The organism is Pyxidicoccus sp. M15 (genome assembly GCF_056858435.1).
This window is the reverse complement of record NZ_CM166495.1, coordinates 4,054,737-4,075,141: the sequence shown is the minus strand read 5'-3', so window position 1 is coordinate 4,075,141 and position 20,405 is coordinate 4,054,737. Positions and strand designations below refer to the sequence as shown.

Genomic DNA, 20,405 nt, shown 5'->3' with positions numbered 1-20,405 from the left:
CCGGGGCTTACACTCCCGGTATGCGCCTGCACCCACCCCTCTCCGACGCGCGCCAGCCCCGCCTCTGCGTGGGCCTGCTGTCCGGCACCAGCGTGGACGCCGTGGAGGCGGCGCTGTGCGAGGTGACGGGGACGGGTGGGGACGTGCGGCTGAAGCTGCTGGCCCATGTGTCCGTGCCCTTCCCGCGCGACGTGGTGGCGCGGGTGCTGGGGCCCCAGGACGCGGGCTCGCTGAGCCGGCTCAACTTCGAGCTGGCCGAGCACTTCGCGGACGCCGCCCGGCAGGTCATGGCGCGCGCCGGGGTGTCACCGGAGCAGGTGGCCGCCATCGGCTCGCACGGCCAGACGATGGCGCACGTGCCGCCGGGCGGGGACGGGACGCCCTCCACCCTGCAGATTGGCGAGCCCGCCGTCATCGCCGAGCGCACCGGCGTGCCCGTCATCAGCGACTTCCGCACGCGGGACGTGGCTGCCGGAGGCCACGGCGCCCCGCTGGTGCCCTACCTCGACTGGGCCGTCTTCCGCGGCCGAGACGCGCCGCGCGCCCTCCTCAACCTCGGCGGCATCGCCAACGTCAGCGTCGTCGGCGCCAGGCTCGAGGATACCATCGCCTTCGACACCGGCCCCGCCAACATGGTGCTGGACGGACTGGCCCGGCATGTCACACAGGGGCGGCTGACCTGCGACCTGGACGGTACCCTGTCCCGCCAGGGCCGGGTGATTCCGGAGGTGCTCGCGGAATTGCTCGCGCACCCCTTCCTGACCCGGCCCCCGCCCCGGAGCGCCGGGCGGGAGAGCTTCGGCGCGGTGCTGGTGGACGGGCTGTGGGCGCGGCACGCGCAGCAGCCCCATGACTTGATGGCCACGGCGCTGGAGCTCACCGTGGAGAGCATCGCCCGGGCCTGCGAGACGTGGCTCCTCCCGCGCTTCCCGGGGATGGAGGGGATGTACGCCTCGGGGGGAGGGACGCGGAATCCGGCCCTGATGGAGCGGCTGCGCGCCCGGCTGGCCCCCCTGCCCGTCCACACCCTGGAGGCTCTTGGTTTCCCCGAAGGGGCGAAAGAGGCGGCCCTCTTCGCCCTCCTGGCGGCCGAGCACCTGGTGGGGACGGCGGCGAATGTTCCGTCCGCAACTGGCGCGAGGCGTCGAGTCGTTCTAGGTAAGCTGACACCGTGAGCAGCGTGAACCTGATGGCCCGCGAGGTGGCCGCGAAAATCGTCTTCTACGGGCCTGGCCTGTCGGGGAAGACGACCACCTTGCGGAAGATCTACGAGACGGTCCGCCCTGCGCACCGCGGCGAGATGATGTCCATCGCCACGGAGGGAGACCGGACCCTCTTCTTCGACTTCCTCCCCGTGAAGGTGGAGCGCGTGGGCGACTGCTCCGTGCGGCTCGCGCTCTACACCGTGCCGGGCCAGGTCTTCTACAACGCCACCCGCAAGCTGGTGCTCCAGGGCGCCGACGGCGTGGTCTTCGTGGCGGACTCGCAGCCGGAGGCGATGGACGCCAACCGCGAGTCGCTCGCCAACCTGGAGGAGAACCTCTTCGAGCACGGCATCCGCCTGGACCGCTTCCCGCTGGTGATGCAGTGGAACAAGCGGGATTTGGAGGGCGTGCTGCCGGTGGAGGAGCTCCGCAGGGAGCTCAACCCGCGCGGCGTGCCCGAGTTCGAAACGGCCGCCGCCAACGGGCGCGGGGTGCTGGACACGCTGAAGGCGATTACGCGGCTGGTCATCAAGGACCTGCGCTCCAAGCGCATCGTCCCGCCGCCGCGCCCCGCGACGCCGACGGGCGGGCCGCAGCCCGCGGGCCTGGAGGCGCAGCTCACGCAGCACCTGCAGAACCGGCAGCAGCCGCAGCACCCGGGACAGCCCCAGCCCCCCGGACAGCAGCACCCGGCCATGGCCTTCGGTGGAGGCCCCGCGCCCGCCCTGGCCCCGACGCCGGTGCCGCGCGTGGCGCCCGTGGCCGTGGTGGCGCCGCGAAGCGAGGCGGCGTCCGTCGTCGCGCCCCAGTCGGGCCCGAAGCTCCTGGGCGCGGCGAGCGCACTGGCCTCCGGGGACATGTTCGACCATGCCCGCGCCGCCGAGGCCGCGTTCATGTCGGGCGACTACACGACGTGCGTCACCGCGTGCTCGGACGCCATCCGCCGCGCCCTGGCCTACGCCGGTGAGGGTCCGCTGGCGCAGCAGGCGTTCCTGCTCCGCGTGGACGGCGCGGACCTGCTCCGCTTCCAGGGCCTGGCCACGCAGCAGCACATCCGCGTGGACGACGCCGCCTTCGCCCTCTACGTGCTGATGCAGGTGTTCGTCCGGCTCAATGCAGTAGGGCTGCCGAACGCGGAGTAACGGAGCACGGCTCCGGGAGACGCGGCCCGCGCCTCTCGGAGTCCGCCGACTTCAGCGCGGGTACGTGAGCTGCAACAGCCCCATCCGCAACAGCTTCGCCAGCGTCTTGAGCGTCTCCAGCTCGCGCGCGGGGCTCGCCAGCACGAGCGTGGACACGTCCCACGTCCCGCTCACGAGCCCGACAATCTGCCGCTCCTCCGGCTTGAGCAGCGAGAAGCCCTGCGGGTCATGCACCAGCACCGGCACCACCAGCGGCGGCATGTCCGTGTAGAGCGCCGCCACGTGCTCGCGCTGCACCAGCCGGGCGAACTCGCGCACGCGCCGGTCCGCGGGGTCGCTGGCCAGCAGCGACGCGCAGACGATGCCCGCCGCGTCGAACTGGCCCTCGCGCATCAGCACCGCGCCCTTCTCCAGCATCTCCGCCACCGGGTCCGCCTCCACCTGCGGCGCCCCGTCCACCTCCACCAGCTTCGCCCGCAGGAGCTCGTACACCCGCCGCGTCACCGACGAGCGCGACACGCCCATCGACAGGCGCAGCCGCCCCAGGTTCTGCGGTGACGAGCACAGCCCCAGAATCAGCCGGTGCATCAGCGGCTGGCTCGGGCTCGGCGGCGCCAGCGCCTTCACGCTCAAGGCGTCAATCGGCAGCGCCTTGTCCACGTCCGGCTGCTCATCCACCCAGCGCAAGGACTCGAAGAGCAGCTCGCGGATGCTCATGTCCGACGGCACCCAGTCCTCGCCCGAGCGGTCCGCGTCCTCCGTCCAGTGGAAACTGCCCCGCGCGGCGATGGTCAGGTCCGTCATCGCCGCGAACAACTCCTCGCGGCCCAGGTCCCGGATCCACCGCGCCTGCAGGCCATGCGAGTCGAACGCCGCATCCACGTCCGGGTTGCGCGCCAGCTCGTCGAAGGCCGCCAGCACCTTCGTCCCCGACGCCAGCTTCCCCAGCGTCAGGAGCCGCGCCACCCTCCCCCGCAGGCCCTCGGAGGCCGTGGCGCTGACCTGCCCGGAGAGCACGAAGAGCTTCCGCTCTCCGGCCTCCCAGGAGAGCTGGAGCGTTCCCGTCTTGCGGGAGCCGTCCAACCATTGAAGGAACTCGGGAAGCGGATAGCTGAAGAGGTCGCCGTGGAGGGCCATGCTGTCAGATTCGAGGATACAGTCGACTTCAGTGCGCGTCGCGGTCCTGTTCATCGATGGCGTGGGCATCGGCCGGAAGGACCCGGCCATCAACCCGCTTGCCCACCGGGAGCACCTGCTTTCCTGCTTCCAGGACGCCCCGGGCCCCTTGCTCCCCGAGGGCGGCCGCTACATCCCCGTGGACACCACCTTCGGCGTGGCCGGCCGTCCCCAGTCGGCCTCCAACCAGACGGCCATCCTCACCGGAGACCCGGCCCCCGCCCTGCTCGGCCAGCACGTCCTCGGCTACCCCAACGCCCCCCTGCGCGGGCTGATGGCGGACCGCTCCATCGTGAAGCGCCTGGGCGCGGCCGGCCGCACCGCCACCTTCGCCAACGCCTACCCCGCCCCGTACCTGGACGCGATGGGCGTCCCCCGGCGCGCGAGCACCTCGCCGCCCGAGTTCACCATCCCCCCCGAGGCGCGGCGCAAGGTGAAGCCCTCCGCCGCCAAGCTGGCCTTCGTCGCGGGCGGCGTTCCCTTGCGGACACTGGACGACGCGCGCACCGGGGACGGCCTCACCCCCGACATCACCGGCGCCGCCGCCCGCGCCCACGGCCTGTCCGTGCCCGAGCGCACGCCCGAGGAGGCCGCCCGCGTCCTCTGGCACGTCGCCTCCGGCGCGGACTTCACCTACTTCGAGCACTACCTCGCGGACGAGGCCGGACATGCGCAGGATTTGACAGCCGCCCTGTCCGCGCTGGACACCTTCGACGCCTTCGCACGGGCCGTGGTGGCCACCCGCCCGGCGGACGCCCGCGTGCTCGTTTGTAGTGACCACGGCAATGTGGAGGACCTCTCCACGCGAGGCCACACCCTCCACCACGTGCCCGTGCTCTACTTCGGGCCTCCCGCGCCGGAGGTGGAGACCTTCTCCACCGTCGCCGACGTGGGGCGCGCGGTGCTGCGCTGGCTCGGGGCGGAGTGAGACACGTGAAGCGGGGAAGGACGCAGCGCGAGTGGAGTCCCGGCCGGGTGGCGGCGCTGCTGCTCGCCGGCTGGCTCACGGGCTGCGCCAGCACCCGCAGCACCAGCGTGCCCGCCGAGGCCCCTTCCGCGGACGCCGAGGGCGGCGTGGCCATGAAGACGCCCGCCGGTCCCCGCATCGAGGTCGAGTACCGCGAGAAGGACACCTCCGCCGCCGGCCAGGTGCGGCTCGCCGTGGAGCGCGCCCTCCCCAGGCTGGCCCGCTGGGGCAGCTTCGACGACTCCGTCACCATCGTCATCCACCCCAACCACGCCGCCCTCGAGCGCGCCGCCAACCGCTCCGGCTACGACTTCCTCCGCGCGTGGGCCCGCTACGAGCAGATTGAGCTCCAGAGCCCCCGCACCTGGACGCTGCTCGGCGCCAGCCAGTCCCAGGTGGATGAATTGCTGCTGCACGAGCTCACCCACAGCCTCATGTACCAGGTGGCCTCGGACAGGCTGGGTTGGACGCGCAAGGGCATCCCCCTCTGGTTCCGCGAGGGCATGGCCTCGTACACCGCCGAGCAGGGCTACCGCGTCCCCAGCCTGGATGACCTGGAGCGCTTCTGGCGCACCCACCCCACCGCGGACCCGCTGTCCCAGGCGGACACGCTGTACCAGGGCCAGAGCGACATCGTGTACGCCGCCGCCCACCACGCCTTCACCTTCCTGGTGCGCCGCTACGGCGAGCCCACCGTGCGCGGCGTCCTCCACGCCATGAGCCGCGGCCCCGACTTCTCCACCGCCTTCACCCAGGCCGTGGGCCTGCGGCCCGAGCTGTTCCTCCAGGACTTCCGGAACTACGTGCGCTGGCGCGGCTTCAAGGGCGGCCGGAAGCTCGCCCCCCAGCGCCCGGCCCCCACCGCCCCGCCCCCCACCGCCCCCTGATATTTCAGCCGCTTGCACTTTTTAAAAGCGCACACTGGATGCTGGTAACAAGTTAATGACATTATTCTCACCGCGTTGGAATCCAGGAGACACTTGGGGAAGTGCCGCCCGGACCCGAGGGGTGAGTTCATGGTCGAGCAGCCAGGCGCACGGCAGGACGCGTCCAGCGAGGTCTCTGAATCGCGGACGCTGCTGGAGCGCCTCCAGCAGTCGGAAGCCGTCCTCGAGCGCCTGTGCGCGTCGGACGCCTCCGGCGTGGGTGAAGAGGCCCACCTCGCCCTGCGCCGTGAGGTGAGTGCGCTGCGTCAGATGCGCGGCGAGCTGGGGAAGCTGCTGGAGCGCAGCGCGCTGATCGCCGACACCTCCCACCGACTGCTCAACCTTCCGCCCGAGGAGATGGAGTCGGGCATCCGCGCCGCGCTCGAGCTGCTCGGTCAGCACGTGCGCGCGCAGCGCTGCTACGTGGGCCTGCTGTCCGAGGACGCGGACCTGGTGACGGACGCGTACGAGTGGTGCGCGCCGGGCACGGAGCCCTTCGGCCTGGAGGACAAGCGCGGCAGCTCCACCGCGGACCACGCGTGGACGATGCGGCAGTTCCAGGCGGGCCGGACGGTGATTGTCTCGGACCCGTCCATGCTCCCGCCCGAGGCCGTCGCCGAGCGTGACTCCTTCGCCGCGCGGCGCGTGCGCGCGTACGTCAACACGCCGGTGTCGCTCGGGGGCCGGCTCGTCGGGTGGATGGGCTTCGACTCGGTGGGCGCGCCCCGCAGCTGGACGCCGGAGGAGCTGCACCTGCTGGGGATGACGGGCAGCGCGCTGGTGACGGCGCTGGAGCGCAAGCGGCGCGACGTGCTGCTGCTCCAGGAGAAGGAGGGCGAGCAGCGCGCCCGCTCGCTGGGCATCATCGCCGCGGGGCTCGCGCACGAAATCAACAACCCGCTCGCGTATACGACGGGCAACCTGGAGTTCCTCAAGCAGCAGCTGCCCTGCCCCCCGTCTCCGGGCGGCGCGGACGAGTGCCACCAGGTGCTGGACGAGGCCCTGGAGGGCGCGCGGCGCATCCGGCGCATCGTGGCGGACCTCGGGGCCTTCTCGCGCGGGGACACCGGCGAGGAAGAGGCGGTGGACCTCAAGGCCGTCGTCGAGAGCACCCTGCGCATGGCCGCCAACCAGCTGCGCCACCGCGCGCAGGTGGTGCGCGAGTACGACGCGGAGCTTCCCCACGTGCGCGGCACCACGACGAAGCTGGGCCAGGTGGTGCTCAACCTCGTGCTCAACTCGGCGCAGGCCATTCCCGAGGGGCGCTACTCGGAGAACCGCCTCACGGTTTCGCTGCGCAGCTCGGTGGGCGGGGTGGTGCTCGCCATCACCGACACGGGCCGCGGCATCCCCCCGGAGGTGCTGCCCCGCATCTTCGACCCCTTCTTCACCACGCGCCGCATGGGCGGGGGCATGGGCCTGGGGTTGGCCATCTGCCGCGACATCGTCAACGCGCTGGGCGGCGGGATGATGGTGCGCAGCGAGCCCGGCCAGGGCACCACCGTGGAGGTGCGCCTGCCACGGCTCGAGCTCGCCCCGACGAAGGACGCCGCCGAGGAGCGGGTGCCGCCCTCCAGCGGCCGGCGCGTGCTGGCGGTGGACGACGAGCCGCGCGTGCTGGACCTGCTGCGCCGGATGCTGCGCGGGCACGAGCTGGTCACCGCCGCCAATGGCCGCGAGGCCCTGGAGCGGCTGCGCACCGACCGGGCCTTCGACCTCATCCTCTGTGACTTGATGATGCCGGAGCTGACGGGCATCGACGTGTACCAGGCCGTCCGCGAGGCGTGGCCGGGCCTGCACGAGCGCATCGCCTTCATCACCGGCGGCGCCTTTACCCCCGACACGCAGCGCTTCGTCGAGCAGGTGGGCAACCCGCTGCTCACCAAGCCCTTCCAGCCCGCGCACGTCCACGGCCTGCTCGCGGCCCCCGGCGCGCGCGTTTAGGACTGAAGCTCCTTCAGGGGCCCGAGGGCTCGACAAGCGGCTCCACGCGGCTGCCGCGCGGGAAGCACTCGCGGAACCGAAGCCGACTCAGGGGCCCGAGGGCTCCGCGACAGCTCCACGCGGCGGCTCTTCGCGAAGCACTCGCGGAAGCGAAGCCGACTCAGGGGCCCGAGGGCTCCGCGACCAGCTCCACGCGGCGGCTCTTCGCGAAACACTCGGGCGTGGACTCGGTGCATGGCGGCCGCGCGTCGCCCTGTGATTCCAGCACCAGCCGGGCGCGCTCCACGCCGAGCGACAGGAGATAGGCGGCCACGGACTGCGCGCGGCCCTGGCCCAGCGACGCGTTGACGGACTCGGGCCCGCTCGCGTCGGCGTGCCCTTGCAGGCGCACGCGCAGCGCCGGCTGCTGGAGCAGACACTCCGCCGAGCGCCGCAGCACGGCTTCCGCCTCGGGGCTGAGCCGCGTGTCGAAGTAGCGGAAGAAGACGGGCGCCATCGCACAGGAGGCGGAGACCTCCGCCCGGGCCGGGGACGCGGGCACACGGCGCCGGGCCTCGGCGAGCACCTCGTCCACGGCGCGCAGGGCGGCGGCCTCCGCGAGCGGCAGGTTCTCCACCGGCCCGTACTCGATGCCCACCACGGCTTCCCTCGGCTGGCCCTCGAGCACGAAGGCCGGGCGCTGCTGCCACTGCACCGTGACGCCCTCGCGCGCGAAGGCGGTGGAGGTGATTCGCACCGCCATCCCGGGCCGCGCGTCCAGCGTGACGCGGCCCCTCATCACGAAGCGGTAGCCGTCCACGTACGAGAAGACCGGCGAGCGCCCTTCGTACACCACGCGCACGTCCAGCTCATGAATGCCAGGCGCGAGCGGCAACCGCCCACCTTCCCCCGGCAGCACCAGGGGCTGGCCATCCAGCGCGTACACCAGCGCGCGCAGCTCGAAGCCCCCTTCCGCGCCCAGTCGGTCCTCATGGCCCAGCTCCAGCGAGGCCGGAGCGGAGGACGCGGCCTGGGCGCGCGCGGCAGAGGCCACTGTGAGCACGAGCAGCGCGAGGAAGCGGACGGAACGCATCACCCTCATGAAACGCAGTCGCGGGGCGGCACACAAGTGCCCCCGAGCGCAGAGTCAGGCACACCGCGAGCCCGGGGAAGGACGCCCCCTTCCCCGGAAGACACGGCCGTGCCGCGCACGAGCTACGGCGTGACCTTCTGCACCGCCGGCTCCTTCAGGGCCGCGGGGCTGGAGAGGATGGGCGGACGGTCCTTGCCCTCCATCGCGCGCTGCAGCTCCATTTCCTGGAGGAGAATCGCGGGCGCCACGGTGGACACCGGCACGTTGCCGCTCTCCGCGCCGCAGAAGCCGTTGAAGATGCCCTGCTTCTGTCCGGACGCGAGGATGCGGTTCACCGCCGACAGCGGCGTGCCGACGATTTCCACGCCGCGCACCAGCGACTCCTGCCCCGTCTTCACGTCCACCCGGTACACCATGCGCGGCACGCCCTTGAAAGCCTGATAGCCATAGCTGGACGTATTCGTATTGCCGCCGGTGATGTCGCGGATGATGAGGCCATACGGCTTGCCCTGCCGCTTCGCCTCGTTGATGAGCAGCCGCTTCAGCTCCGCGTCGCTCACCGCCTTGGTGCTCTCCACGATGAGGTTCGCCATGCGCGCCACGGGCTTCAGCGTGCCCTGGCTGCGTCCGTGTCCGTTGGACTGGAGGAACCCTTCCGCGGGCCGGCGTCCCAGGAGGTAGTTGCGCAGCACCCCCTTCTCCACCAGCGTCACGCGCTGCCCCTTCACGCCCTCCTCGTCGAACTGGTAGTAGCCGTTGAGCGGCTCCCCGTTGAGCACCCGCAGCGACGGGTCGTCGTGGATGGAGAGGAACGTGGGCAGCACCACCTTGCCCACCTGGCCCTTGAACGTCTTGCCCTCGTTGTCCCCGTCCTGCCTGTCCCCCTCCAGCCGGTGCCCCACCGTTTCGTGGAAGAGCACGCCGGAGGCCTCGGGCGCGAGGATGGCCGGGCCCGTGTACGGGTCGATGGCTGGCGCCGCGCGCAGCGCGAGCAGCTCCTCGATGACCTTCGCCGCCGCCTGGCGCACCTTCGCGTCGTCCGGCAGCCCCGCCTCCGTGGGCGAGTAGAAGTCGCGCGAGTCGTCCAGGAGCTGCCCGTCCGGCGCCCGCGTCACCGCGGACACGTGCAGGCCGTACAGCACCTCCTCGGAGATGATGCGGCTGCCCTCGGTGGACACGAACAGCCGCGTCACCTTGTCCGCGGTGACGCGCACCTCCGAGTCGAACAGCTCCGGGTGGGCGTTGAACAGGCCGGACACCTCGCGCGACAGCTTCACCCAGCGCTCCCGGTTGAACGGGGCGGGCACGGCTGGCTGCACGAGCGTGCTCGGCTTCTCCTTCGTGAAGGACGGAGGCCGCTTCGGGTCCTCCACCGAGTAGACGTCCTCGCCCTTCTTCTTCAGGTACTGGAAGAGCGCCGACTTGTACTTCTCGTCGGTGATGAGCCACAGCGCGGTGCGCAGCGCCAGCGGCGAGTCATCCAGCGGCCCTTCCTTGCGCGCGATGTAGCTGGTGCCCTTGGTGGAGAAGCTGAACTCGAAGCCCTCCGGCACGGAGCTGTCGAAGTCGTAGCTGCCCACCCGCACGTCGACGTACAGCTTCCGCTCGCGGTAGCTGTCGTCCATGAAGATGGCGCCATAACGCGCCGCGACGGCGGTCTGCTCGTAGTCCTTGAGCTGGTAGCTCATGAAGTACGGCGGCTCATGGCTCTGCATCTTCAGTTGCTGCTGGTTGCGCGCCAGCTCGCTCGCCATGGCGTCGAGCAGCGTCACGCGGGCGTCCGGCGCGGGCGCCGCCGCCATCAATACCGCCGAGGCCACCAGCAGGGGGAGTACGGGACGAAAGAAGGTTCGCACCGCCCCACTCTATCCAACCCCTGTCACAACACGAGCAGGTCCTCGCCTCCAGACGCCCCTCCCGACGTCTGGAGACGAGGACCCTTGCCCGGAGGGTCGGTATCCGGGCAACTCCTCGTCAGAAGCTCAGGCCTTCGTCACCTTCTCGCGGCCCTTGCTGACGTTCTTCGTCGCGTTGCGCGTGTCGATGACGATGTTCGAGTTCGCCACCACCGCGCTGTAGTCGATGTTCGAGTGGTCCGTGAGGATGAGGACCGCGTCGTACTCGCCCAGGTTGTCCGTGTTCAGCGGGACCGACTTCATCTCCATGTTGAAGCCGTGGCCCTTGTGGAGCTCGGGGACGTACGGGTCATGGTACTCGAGCTCCGCGCCCTTCTCCTTGAGCAGCGTCATGACGCGCAGAGACGGGCTCTCGCGCATGTCGTCGATGTCCTTCTTGTACGCCGCGCCGATGCAGAGAATCTTGGCGCCGTTGAGCGTCTTGCGGTTGTTGTTGAGCGCCTCCATGGTGCGCTGCACCACGTAGTAGGGCATCTGCCAGTTCACCTCGCCGGCCAGCTCGATGAACTTGGTGTGGAACTCGAACTCGCGCGCCTTCCACGTCAGGTAGAACGGGTCGATGGGGATGCAATGCCCACCGAGGCCGGGGCCCGGGAAGAAGGGCATGAAGCCGAAGGGCTTGGTGCTGGCGGCCTGGATGACCTCCCACACGTCCACGTTCATGCGGTCGCAGAGCATCTTCATCTCGTTGACCATGGCGATGTTGACGCAGCGGAAGATGTTCTCCAGCAGCTTGGACAGCTCCGCCACGCGGGTGGAGGAGACCGGCACCACTTCCTTCAGCGCGCTGCCGTAGAGGGCGCAGGCCACCTCGGCGCACTCGGGAGAGTAGCCGCCGACAATCTTCGGAATCGTCTTGGTGTTGAAGCTCTTGTTGCCCGGGTCCTCGCGCTCGGGGCTGAAGGCCAGGTAGAAGTCCACGCCCGCCTTGAGGCCGTTCTTCTCGAGCAGCGGCTTGAGCACTTCCTCGGTCGTCCCAGGGTAGGTGGTGGACTCGAGGATGAAGAGCTGACCGCGGCGCACGTGCGGCGCCAGGGCCTCACCCGTCTGGATGATGTAGCTCATGTCCGGCTCACGGGAGGCGGTGAGCGGCGTCGGGACGCAGATGATGACGCAATCCATGTCCTTCGACTTCGCGAAGTCCGACGTCGCCTTCAGCTTGCCCGACTTGCTCAGCTCCGCCAGCGGCGCGCTGGGGATGTGCTTGATGTAGCTCTCGCCCTTTTCAATCTTGTCGATCTTCCGCTTGTCGATGTCGAGCCCCATCACCGGGAAGCCCGCCTCCGCGAAAGCCATGCCCAGCGGAAGACCCACGTAACCCAGACCCACGACCCCGACCTTCGCGTCCCGCGCCTTGATCCGCTCGAGCAGCGGGCTGCCAACCATCACCCTCATCGTCCTCACCTCTCCTGATGCGACGCGCCGTCAATGACGGTCACGCCCCGACCCAACACTCACCTGAAGACAACCACCCACCTCAGCCACACCGGAGGAGTCACCTGCCCCCGGAACTCCACCGCCAGCGCCGACACCACCCGGCCATACCCTGGCGAATACCGCGACGGCGCCAGCTTCAGCGCCAGGCCCTTCTCCACCACCACCCACGCGTGGGGAGCCCCTTCCGGGCCCAGCTCCACCGCGAGTGACTCGAACTCGACCGGCCCTTCCGCCACACGGCGCGCTCGGGCCAACACCTGCACATCCGGCGCCACCATCCGCGCCTGCTCGTCCGGCAGGTGGAACCGGCCCACCACGTCGTGCCGGCCCATGCCAATGAACCTGTCGCGCCCCGACAACGCGCGCTCGAACCTGTCGAGCCGGAACGTGCGCTCGATGCCCACCGGCGCCGGCAGCATGCGGTAGCCGTCGTGGCGGACCAGCAGCCTGTCCACGGTGCCCCCGGGAAGGAAGGCCACCACGCGAGCCCGGGCCTCTTCCGGCAGCGCGAACAGCCGCGCCGGGTCGAGGGTGGACTGCTCCGCGCCATCCACCTGCACCGTGTTGTGCGCCGAGGTACCGCGGAACCAGTTCCGCGTGGCCGGGTCTCGCGTGTACGTGCCCGTGCCCGGGTCCACGATGACGGGACGCCCGTCGAGGTGGAGCTCGAAAGAAAGTTTGTCGTTGTGGCTGTGGCCTCCGACTCCGCCCTGCCCCTGCTTGCCCGCGCAGACAGTGATAACTGCACCCGCGCCGCGCAAGATGTGAAAACCACCTTCCGGAAAACTCACCGACACCGGCGCGCCAGCGGCAGGAAGCGCGCGGAAGCGCTCCACGCCCGCACGGCCCAGCAGCCACGCCGCCTCGTCCGGAAGCTCGCCACCGCCCAGGCCCGCGTCGCCGAAGAGCGCCGCGCCCAGCCCCACCAGGTAGCCGTGCTCGTTGTCCTCGCGCTCCCGCAGCGGGAAGACGCGCCCGGAGTCGTTGTCGCCAATCTGCGGCGCCAGCCCCTTCTCCGAGCACCACGCGCGCACGGCGTGGAACATGCGGCGCAGCCGTGAATCGTACGCCGGCCCCAGTGGCACGCCCGCGCCCCGGGCCGCGAGGTACGCCAGGGCGAACAGCTCCACCGACAGCCGGTGATAGGGAATGGAGCCCTCGAAGGACGTGCCCTCGAGGTGCACCTGCGCCACCATCTGCTCGCGCAGGCCTCCCACCGCGAGCGCCACCTGCTGCGGCGCGCCCGGCAGCTCCGGGAAGAGCAGCCCCACCACCAACAGGCCCACGTAGTTGGAGACCAGGTGGTTGTTGGGCACCGCGCCCTTGTTCTCGAGGTGGGCCTCCACCCACGCGGTGTGCTCGGCGAGCGCGCCCAGCACCGGCACCAGGAACTCCGGCCGGCGCACCTCGGGTGCGTCGGAGAACATGGCCAGCGCCTGCGCGACGTTGGCCGCGCGCAGCGCAATCTCCATGGGGCACGTCCAGTGGACGCCCATGCCCACGGGGTTGGCCTGCAGGAAGTCCAGCGTCTGCGCCACGAAGGCGGTGGCGAAGCGCGAGCGCTCCTCGCGCGTCGTCGAAATCCAGTACCCCTGCGCCAGCGCCACCGCGCTGTCGAGCCGGCCCATCACCCACGGGTACTTCGGGTCCTTCCCCGTCGAGTGCAGCGGCATCCGCTCCACCGGCTCCACCGGGTAGCGGTGGCCGCTGATGGGGTCCAGGGACCAGTCCACCGGACGGCCCTCACCAAAGGAAACGCGCGTGCCGAAGACGTCCCACTCCTGACGGAGCGCGGCGTGCGCGTGGGCCCGGGCGCGCTCGGTGGCCCCGGGGAGCGCGGCAAGCGCCTCGAGCACCGAGGCCCGATGAGAGATTTCGCACCAGATGCGCGAGGAGCGCTGGCCCAGGGCCAGGTCCCCCAGCTCGTCGGCGCTCGTCGCGCCGAAGGCCTGGAGGAGCTGGAGCTCGTCGGCGCGCTCCCGCCGGCGATACAGCGCCTGCCTGGCCACGCCTTGAACCCGCCGCACCGCGCTCCGCGCCAACCCCGCCGGGGCCAGTCGTGCGATCGCCGCGTAGTAGTCGAGAGTCCCCATCCGTCCCTTCCGCCGCCCGTCGCGATGCCTGTTAGCAAACGCCCGGCCAGTGGGTACTTCCGAGGAGTTGAAGGGGTTTGCGCGATCACCTTGCCCTGGAGGGCAGTAAAAATTCAGGAGGTGCGGGGTACGGTGAGGGTAAAGGATTTCCGATCCGCGCCCATTCTCTTCTCAAGGTGGGCAGTGTTGCGTCCCGGCCGCACCATGCCCATACCTTGGCGCGTGCTGGCGGGTGCTTGGATGGGGCGGCGCGTCGGGGACAACCCCGACGCAAGGGTGGAGAGGGTGCTCGCGGCGGTGGCCGAGCGGGCGCTGCGGTGTGGCACGCGCGCGGGGCTGGACGCCCTGGTGCGCGAGGCACTGCGGCTGACCGGCGCTTCCGGGGCGGCTCTCTATGATGGGCGCACGTGTGTCGCGAGGGCCGGCCGAGCCGCACCCGCGCGGACGTGTGCCACGACGGCGCGGCGGCAGGCGCTGGTGGTGTGGCCCGAGCCTCTCGGTGCCACGGACCAGGAGGTGCTTGCGCGACTCGCGCGCTTCGGAGGCGCATTGATGGCGGCGCACGCGCGGGAGGTGGACGCGGGGGCGCGGCAGGCGCGACTGCTGGAGTCGAAGCAGCGGCTGGAGCGCGCGGTGTCCCAGGCGGAGCGGCGGCGCTCCCGGGCGTCGCATGACCTGCGCACACCGCTGATGGTGATGAAGGGCTACGTGGACATGATGGTGAAGGGCACCGCCGGCCCGCTGACGCCGCCCATGCAGCGCTACCTGGACCGGATGCAGCGCGTGGCGAACGACCAGGGCGCGCTCATCGAGCGGCGCCTGGCGAAGGTGGTGGACGAGGGCGTGGAGGACTTGCGTCCGCTCCTGCGCTCCGCGTTCCTCTCGTCGGCGCGCGGAGGCCGCACCGCGGACGTGACGATGACGCTGCCGGACCGGCCCGTGGCGCTCAAGGGCCCGAAGGCCTCGGTGGACCTGCTGGTGCGCACGCTGGCGCGTGTGGTGGCGGCGTCCGGCACGGCGGTGACGGTGCGCGTGGAGCCCGCGGACGACCTGGGCATGTGGCGGCTGCGCGTGGACGTGCGCGGAGGCAGGGCGCTGCCGGAGAAGACGGCGGCCGTGCTGCGGCACCTCGCGCAGCGGCTGCGCGGCGGACTGTCACTGCCCACGGAGGACGAAGGCGGGCTGGTCGTGCACCTGCCCGCGGACGACACCGTGCCCGCGTCGCTCGCGGCTCACGGCGGCTGAAGCACCGTTACCCGACTCATGCATGAGTCACGGGCCCAGCCGACTCATGCATGAGTCACGCGCTGGCCCCATGAAGAGGCGCATGGAGCGCCGGCACCGTACCGGCGCATGCCTCAGGACGCGGGCAGCAGCTGCCGCACCAACTCCAGCAGCTTTCCGCGCTCCACCTCGCGCTTGACGAGGTAGCCATCCGCGCCCGCCTCCAGGCCCGCGGCCCGGTCCTCCGGGCTGTCGAGCGAGGTGACGAGGATGATGGGCGTGCGGTGCAGCGTCGGGTGCGCCTTGATGCGCCGGGCGAGCCCCACTCCGTCCAGCCGGGGCATCTGCCAGTCACTCACCACGAGCTGGCAGGACGAGCGCTCCAGCACGCCCCACGCCTCCTCGCCGTCCGCCGCCGTCACCACCGGATAGCCGGCGATTTCGAGCAGCGACTTCATGGCGAAGCGCGTGGTGAGCGCGTCGTCGCACACCAGGATGCGCGGCCGCGCGGCCTGCACCACCGGCGAGGAGCGCGTCTCCGGCCGGGCCGCCCGCACCAGCTCCGTCGCGTTGAGCACCGGCACCACGCGGCCGTCGTCCAGCACCGCCGCGCCCGCCAGGTGCCGCACACCCCGCACGTGCCGCCCGAGCGAGCGGACGACGATTTCCTGCTGCCCCACCACCTCGTCGATGGCGAACAGCACCTTGTCGTCGCCCACGGACAGCAGCGCCGCCGTCTGCAGCTTCCCCGTGTCCATCGCCATGGGCAGCCGCGGCAGGCCGATGGACTCCGCCAGCGGCAGGAAGGTGAGCTGCTCGCCGTCCACACGCGCCACCACGCGGCCCGCCACCGTGCCCACGTCCTCCGGCGTCAGCCGCAGCACGCGCTTCACGCTGTCGGAGGGAATCGCGGACACCGTCGTGCCCGTGCGCACCAGCAGCCCCAGCGCCGCGGCCAGCGTCAGCGGCAGGTCCACCGTGAAGCGCGTCCCCTTCCCCGCCGTGAAGTCCACGTCCACCGAGCCCTGCAGCCGCTGCGCGGTGGCCTGCACCACGTCCAGCCCCACGCCCCGCCCGGAGGTGGCCGTCACCTGCTCGCGCGTGGAGAAGCCGGGCTGGAACACCAGCCGCGCCGCCTGCGCGTCCGTCAGCTTCTCCGCGGCCTCCTCGGTGAGAAGCCCCCGGCGCACCGCCGTGGCCCGCACCCGCTCCGGAGACAGGCCCGAGCCGTCGTCCTCCACCACCACCGCGATGCGCGTGCCCCGCGGCTCCACCCGCACCGACAGCCGCCCCGTCTCCGACTTGCCCGCCGCGCGGCGGTCCGCCGTGGACTCGAGCCCGTGGTCGATGGCGTTGCGCACCAGGTGCAGCAGCGGGTCCTTCAGCGCGTCGAGGATGCGCCGGTCCAACCGCACGTCCCCGCCCACCAGGTCCAGCGACACGTCCTTGTTCAGCCGCGCGGACACCTCGCGCACCGTGCGCCGCAGCGGCTCCAGCACCGTCGACGCCGGCACCATGCGCAAGTCCCGCAGGTCATCGCGCGCCACCTGCACCACCAGCGAGAGCTGCTCGCCGTCGCGGTGCGACTCCTTCGTCAGCTCCAGCAGGCGCTTCTGCAGGCCGCGCATCAACGTCACGCCCGAGCGCAGCGGCTCCAGCGCCGGACCGCCGCCCGCCATGGTGAGCTGCGACGACGCGCGCTCCAGGTGCAGCAGCACCTCGTGCATGCCGTCCATCAGCGTGCGGTGCGCCTCGCCGCGCCGGGTCTGCTGCGCCCGGCCCGCCATCAGGAGCTCCACCTGCAGCGCGAGCGACTCCAGCGTCTTCACCGACACGCGCACCGTGCGGTCCGCCGTGCCGCCCCCCGTCTGCGAGGCCCCGGCCGCGGCCTGCACGCCCGAGCCCTCCGCCGACGAGGGCGCCGGCACCGAGCGCAGCGCCTCCACGGCGCGCTCCACCGCGCCCGCCCCGCCCGAGGCCTCCAGCGCGGCCCGCAGGTCCACCAGCGTGCCCGCCACGTCGGAGGCGGCCATGCCCGCGGCGTCGCCGCCGGGCTCCATGCGCGTGAAGGCCAGCGCCGCGGCCTCCGCCAGCGAGGCCACCTTCTCCGCCCCGGACTCCTCGGCCGTGCTCCTCAGCGCGCGCGCCCGCTCCACCGCCGTGCGCACCACCGCCGCGCGGTCCGGCACGTCCGGCGAGCACAGCGCCCCCAGCGCCGCTTCCAGCGACTCCAGCGCGTCCAGCCCCTTCGCCACGCCGCTCGCGCCGCCCGGGGGCGCCGTCACCGCGCCCTCGCGTCCCAGCGCCGACAGCACCGCGCCCAGCCCGTCCACCACGGGGGACTGGCCCGCATCGCCGCGGCCCATGGCCGTTTCGATGGCGGACAGGCCGCGCAGCATGGACTCCACCGCGGTGCGTGGCAGTCGCTCCTGCGGATTGAAGGTGGAGAGCCCGTCTTCAATCGCGTGCACCACCTGCTCGATGTCGTCCAGCCCCAGGCTGGCCGCCGAGCCCTTGAGGCTGTGCACCAGGCGCTTGAGGGACGGCAGCAGGTCCGGCTCACGCTCCTGCGCGGGGCCCTCCAGGCCCAGCACCTTCGACCCGATGGCCTGGATCTGCTCGCGCGTCTCCGCGGAGAACACCGGCCAGATGCTGCGCAAGAGCTGTGCGTCCATGGCGCGCCTCTATTCCCCCTCTGGCAGCGCGCCCGAGGGCCCCCCGAGCTGCTCCAGGTCCAGCACCGTCAACCGGTCCTGCGTGAGGAACAGGAAGGGCCCCGGCGGCGGCTGCGACAGCTCCGTCCTCGGCAGCTCCTTGCGCCCCTCCACACCTTCCGCCGCGAGCCCGAAGCACTCCTCGCCCAGTTCCACCACCACCACCTTGCCCAGGTCCGACATGCCGCCGCCCTCCAGCCCCAGCAACTGGCGCAGGTCCAGCACCGGCACCACGCGCGAGCGGCTCACCAGCGCGCCCAGCACGTGCCCCGGCGCCCCCGGCAGGGCCGCGATTCCGCGCGCCTCCAGCACGTGGTCCACGTGCTCGATGCGGACGGCGTAGCGCTCGCCTCCCACCTGGAAGGCCAGCACGGAGAGCACCTCCTGTCGCTCCTCGTGGCGCGACTCGGCCAGCGCCCGCGCGCGCGCGCCGAGCACCTCGCGCCGCCGCTCCGGGCTCACCTTCTGCGTGCCCTCGAGCAGGGCGTTCGCCTCGTCGAGCTGCCGCCGCAGCGCGGAATAGTCTATCTCCACCTTCGCGTCGTCGCCGGGCATGGGCCTAGTACCGGGTGGCGGGCAGCTTCAGGATGTCGCGCACCTTCGAGCGCAGGTCATCCACGGACACCGGCTTGTTGAGGAAGGCGCTGGCCCCCACCAGCTTGCCCTTCTGCCGGCTCGCGTCGTCCTTCAGCGAGGTGAGCATCATGAAGGGCGTGCCGTGGAGGCTCGGGTCCGCCCGCACCGCCGCGCAGAGGGCGAAGCCGTCCATCTCCGGCATCTGCACGTCGGAGATGATGAGGTCCGGCTTCAAGTCACGCGCCCGCGTGAGCCCCAGCGCGCCGTTGGGTGCGTCGAAGAACTCCAGGCCCCACCCCATCAGGTACACCTGGAGCAGGTTGGTGATGGTCTTCGTGTCCTCGACGATGAGCACCTTCATGGCTCGCCGTCCTGCCGCCACCGTATTCGTCATAACTGGTACCTACCCACCAGGTCCGAGAACCGCCTGGAAAGATTCGTCAGGTTGCCTGCCACCTGCTCGATGCGCCGGGTCTGCTCCACCGCGTCGCCCATGGCGGAGGTCAGCTCGCCCATGGCCGCGGAGATCTGCTCCACGCCAATGGTCTGCTGGCGCGTGTTGCCGGCAATCTGCCGCGCCGCGCCCGAAGACTCCCGGATGACCTCCGACAGGCCGAGGATGGTGTTGCCCGCGCCGCGCGCCAGCTCCATGGCCGCCTGCGCCCGCCGGCTGCCCTCCTCGGTGGCGCTGACGGCCGCGCGGGTGCCCTTCTGCACCTCGTTGAGCAGCCCGCGCACCTGGTCCGCGGCGATGCGTGACTGCTCGGCCAGCGTGCGCATCTCCGTGGCCACCACCGCGAAGCCGCGGCCGTGCTCGCCCGCCTTGGCCGCCTCGATGGAGGCGTTGAGCGCCAGCAGGTTCGACTGCTCGGCCACGTCCTTCACCGTGCTGATGATGTCGCCAATCTGCAGCGTGCGCTCGCTCAGGTCCGTAATCGACAGGGCGATGGCCTTCACCTGGTCGCCCAGCTTCTCCATGCCGGACACGCTCTCCGCGACGACCTTCTGGCCCTCCGTGCTGAGCGACTCCGACTTCTGCGTCTGGGAGATGACCGAGTCCGCGTACGCGGTGGCCTGCTTGGACGTCTGGGCAATCTCCGCCACCGTGGTGCTGGTCTCGTTGATGGCGGAGGCCTGCTGGTGCGCCATGGCCGACTGCTGGGTGGACGTGGACAGCACGCCCGCCGCCTCGCGCTCCATCTCCGCCGCGGCGCCGCGCAAGTCCTGGAGCAGGTGCGAGAGCGCCTCCGCCATGACGGCGAAGCTGCGCGCCACGTCGCCAATCTCGTCCCGGCCCCGGGTGTCGACCTCCTGGCGCAGGTTGCCCGCGGCGATGCCGGCGGCCGCGTGCGCCAGCCGCTCCAGCGGGACGACGAGCAGGCCCGACATCAGCCAGGACGCCAGCAGACAGCCCGCGAGGATGAGCACGCCAATCACCAGCGTGAAGCGCGTGGTGTCGCGCAGCGCGTCGGACAGCGCCTCTTCGTGGAGCGCCACCTGCACGCTGCCCACCCGCTGGGGCGTGGCGCCCGCCGTGGCGGACGCGGTGAGGATGGGCGTCGTGGACTCCACCACGTTCTGCCCGTTGACGAGCAGCCGGCGGTCCACCGGCGCGTCGCCCTCGGGCGCCGCCGTGTCCTCGCCCGCGAAGCGCTCCGCGGCCACCTCGGCCACCAGCTCGCCCCGCCCGTCGCGCACCAGCACGTAGGCCACGTCCGGCACGTGGCGCAGCACGCCGTGCGCCGAGGCCTGGAGCTTGCCCGGGTCGGTGCTCGTCACCAGCATGGGCGTGAGCGTCTTCGCCAGCTCCTCGCTCACCATGTGGGAGCGGCGGGACAGGTCATCACGCTGCGCGGCGCCCATCTGCACCCAGAACGCCAGGATGAGGATGCCGGCCACCAGCAGCCCCGTCATTCCAGTGACGGCGAGGATCTTGACCCTCAGGCTGAGCCGTCCCACCGCGCCCTGTCCCGGCAGTGTCAGCTTCGTCCCTTTGACGTCCACGTTGCCTCC

15 protein-coding genes are annotated in these 20,405 nt (G+C 71.5%); 6 read left to right on the top strand and 9 right to left on the bottom strand.

Going from position 1 to position 20,405, the window contains the following annotated elements; translation table 11 throughout:
- Positions 1-20 precede the first annotated feature (20 nt).
- On the top strand, positions 21-1,175 hold the full coding sequence (locus ACX9TP_RS15265) for an anhydro-N-acetylmuramic acid kinase (RefSeq protein WP_482980456.1): 1,155 nt from the start codon (positions 21-23) through the stop codon (positions 1,173-1,175).
- Complete coding sequence (locus ACX9TP_RS15260) at positions 1,172-2,347, top strand: GTP-binding protein (protein ID WP_482980455.1); 1,176 nt, start codon at positions 1,172-1,174, stop codon at positions 2,345-2,347. The genes ACX9TP_RS15265 and ACX9TP_RS15260 overlap by 4 nt, the downstream gene beginning before the upstream one ends.
- Before the next feature lie 51 nt (positions 2,348-2,398).
- On the opposite strand, the gene ACX9TP_RS15255 is transcribed toward ACX9TP_RS15260, so the two are convergent.
- Complete coding sequence (locus ACX9TP_RS15255; protein ID WP_482980454.1) at positions 2,399-3,484, bottom strand: DUF4388 domain-containing protein; 1,086 nt, start codon at positions 3,482-3,484, stop codon at positions 2,399-2,401.
- Positions 3,485-3,515: 31 nt separating this feature from the next.
- On the opposite strand from ACX9TP_RS15255, the gene ACX9TP_RS15250 reads away from it, so the two are divergent.
- From ACX9TP_RS15250 to ACX9TP_RS15240, 3 genes are all read left to right on the top strand, one after another.
- Positions 3,516-4,451, top strand: coding sequence for a metalloenzyme (locus tag ACX9TP_RS15250; protein WP_482980453.1), 936 nt, complete (start codon positions 3,516-3,518; stop codon positions 4,449-4,451).
- A 5-nt stretch (positions 4,452-4,456) separates the two neighbouring features.
- Complete coding sequence (locus ACX9TP_RS15245) at positions 4,457-5,377, top strand: gluzincin family metallopeptidase (RefSeq protein WP_482980452.1); 921 nt, start codon at positions 4,457-4,459, stop codon at positions 5,375-5,377.
- 129 nt (positions 5,378-5,506) lie between these two features.
- On the top strand, positions 5,507-7,360 hold the full coding sequence (locus ACX9TP_RS15240; protein ID WP_482980451.1) for a hybrid sensor histidine kinase/response regulator: 1,854 nt from the start codon (positions 5,507-5,509) through the stop codon (positions 7,358-7,360).
- A gap of 160 nt (positions 7,361-7,520) precedes the next feature.
- Here ACX9TP_RS15240 and ACX9TP_RS15235 read toward each other — a convergent pair whose 3' ends face one another.
- The 4 genes from ACX9TP_RS15235 to ACX9TP_RS15220 all read right to left on the bottom strand — a co-directional run bounded on the left by ACX9TP_RS15235 (position 7,521) and on the right by ACX9TP_RS15220 (position 13,878).
- A complete protein-coding gene (locus ACX9TP_RS15235) occupies positions 7,521-8,432 on the bottom strand; it encodes an OmpA family protein (RefSeq protein WP_482980450.1) in 912 nt (303 codons plus the stop codon).
- Between the two features lie 122 nt (positions 8,433-8,554).
- Positions 8,555-10,234, bottom strand: a complete 1,680-nt coding sequence (locus ACX9TP_RS15230) for a TldD/PmbA family protein (protein ID WP_482982175.1) — start codon at positions 10,232-10,234, stop codon at positions 8,555-8,557.
- 180 nt (positions 10,235-10,414) lie between these two features.
- Entirely contained in the window at positions 10,415-11,734 is a 1,320-nt protein-coding gene (locus ACX9TP_RS15225; protein ID WP_482982174.1) for a nucleotide sugar dehydrogenase, read from the bottom strand.
- Between the two features lie 68 nt (positions 11,735-11,802).
- The gene (locus ACX9TP_RS15220) at positions 11,803-13,878 is read right to left on the bottom strand and encodes an alginate lyase family protein (protein ID WP_482980449.1); all 2,076 of its coding nucleotides are present in this window, start codon (positions 13,876-13,878) and stop codon (positions 11,803-11,805) included.
- A gap of 240 nt (positions 13,879-14,118) precedes the next feature.
- Between ACX9TP_RS15220 and ACX9TP_RS15215 the strand changes: the two genes are divergently transcribed.
- A complete protein-coding gene (locus ACX9TP_RS15215) occupies positions 14,119-15,123 on the top strand; it encodes a sensor histidine kinase (RefSeq protein WP_482980448.1) in 1,005 nt (334 codons plus the stop codon).
- A gap of 113 nt (positions 15,124-15,236) precedes the next feature.
- Here ACX9TP_RS15215 and ACX9TP_RS15210 read toward each other — a convergent pair whose 3' ends face one another.
- Genes ACX9TP_RS15210 through ACX9TP_RS15195 form a run of 4 tightly spaced genes read right to left on the bottom strand, consistent with a single transcriptional unit; the run spans position 15,237 to position 20,396 of the window.
- On the bottom strand, positions 15,237-17,777 hold the full coding sequence (locus ACX9TP_RS15210; RefSeq protein WP_482980447.1) for a hybrid sensor histidine kinase/response regulator: 2,541 nt from the start codon (positions 17,775-17,777) through the stop codon (positions 15,237-15,239).
- A 9-nt stretch (positions 17,778-17,786) separates the two neighbouring features.
- A complete protein-coding gene (locus ACX9TP_RS15205) occupies positions 17,787-18,371 on the bottom strand; it encodes a chemotaxis protein CheW (protein ID WP_267855019.1) in 585 nt (194 codons plus the stop codon).
- 4 nt (positions 18,372-18,375) lie between these two features.
- Positions 18,376-18,753 carry a response regulator gene (locus ACX9TP_RS15200; RefSeq protein WP_482980446.1) on the bottom strand — a complete coding sequence of 126 codons (378 nt, stop codon included), beginning with the start codon at positions 18,751-18,753 and terminating at the stop codon, positions 18,376-18,378.
- Between the two features lie 29 nt (positions 18,754-18,782).
- A complete protein-coding gene (locus ACX9TP_RS15195; RefSeq protein ID WP_482980445.1) occupies positions 18,783-20,396 on the bottom strand; it encodes a methyl-accepting chemotaxis protein in 1,614 nt (537 codons plus the stop codon).
- Positions 20,397-20,405: the final 9 nt, after the last annotated feature.

Coding starts and splice junctions, on each gene's coding strand:
- ACX9TP_RS15255 (WP_482980454.1), bottom strand. CDS start 3,484: ATGGCCCTCCACGGCGACCTCTTCAGCTATCCGCTTCCCGAGTTCCTT.
- ACX9TP_RS15205 (WP_267855019.1), bottom strand. CDS start 18,371: ATGCCCGGCGACGACGCGAAGGTGGAGATAGACTATTCCGCGCTGCGG.
- ACX9TP_RS15215 (WP_482980448.1), top strand. CDS start 14,119: ATGGGGCGGCGCGTCGGGGACAACCCCGACGCAAGGGTGGAGAGGGTG.
- ACX9TP_RS15220 (WP_482980449.1), bottom strand. CDS start 13,878: ATGGGGACTCTCGACTACTACGCGGCGATCGCACGACTGGCCCCGGCG.
- ACX9TP_RS15200 (WP_482980446.1), bottom strand. CDS start 18,753: ATGAAGGTGCTCATCGTCGAGGACACGAAGACCATCACCAACCTGCTC.
- ACX9TP_RS15210 (WP_482980447.1), bottom strand. CDS start 17,777: ATGGACGCACAGCTCTTGCGCAGCATCTGGCCGGTGTTCTCCGCGGAG.
- ACX9TP_RS15225 (WP_482982174.1), bottom strand. CDS start 11,734: ATGGTTGGCAGCCCGCTGCTCGAGCGGATCAAGGCGCGGGACGCGAAG.
- ACX9TP_RS15235 (WP_482980450.1), bottom strand. CDS start 8,432: ATGCGTTCCGTCCGCTTCCTCGCGCTGCTCGTGCTCACAGTGGCCTCT.
- ACX9TP_RS15265 (WP_482980456.1), top strand. CDS start 21: ATGCGCCTGCACCCACCCCTCTCCGACGCGCGCCAGCCCCGCCTCTGC.
- ACX9TP_RS15240 (WP_482980451.1), top strand. CDS start 5,507: ATGGTCGAGCAGCCAGGCGCACGGCAGGACGCGTCCAGCGAGGTCTCT.
- ACX9TP_RS15230 (WP_482982175.1), bottom strand. CDS start 10,234: ATGGCGGCGGCGCCCGCGCCGGACGCCCGCGTGACGCTGCTCGACGCC.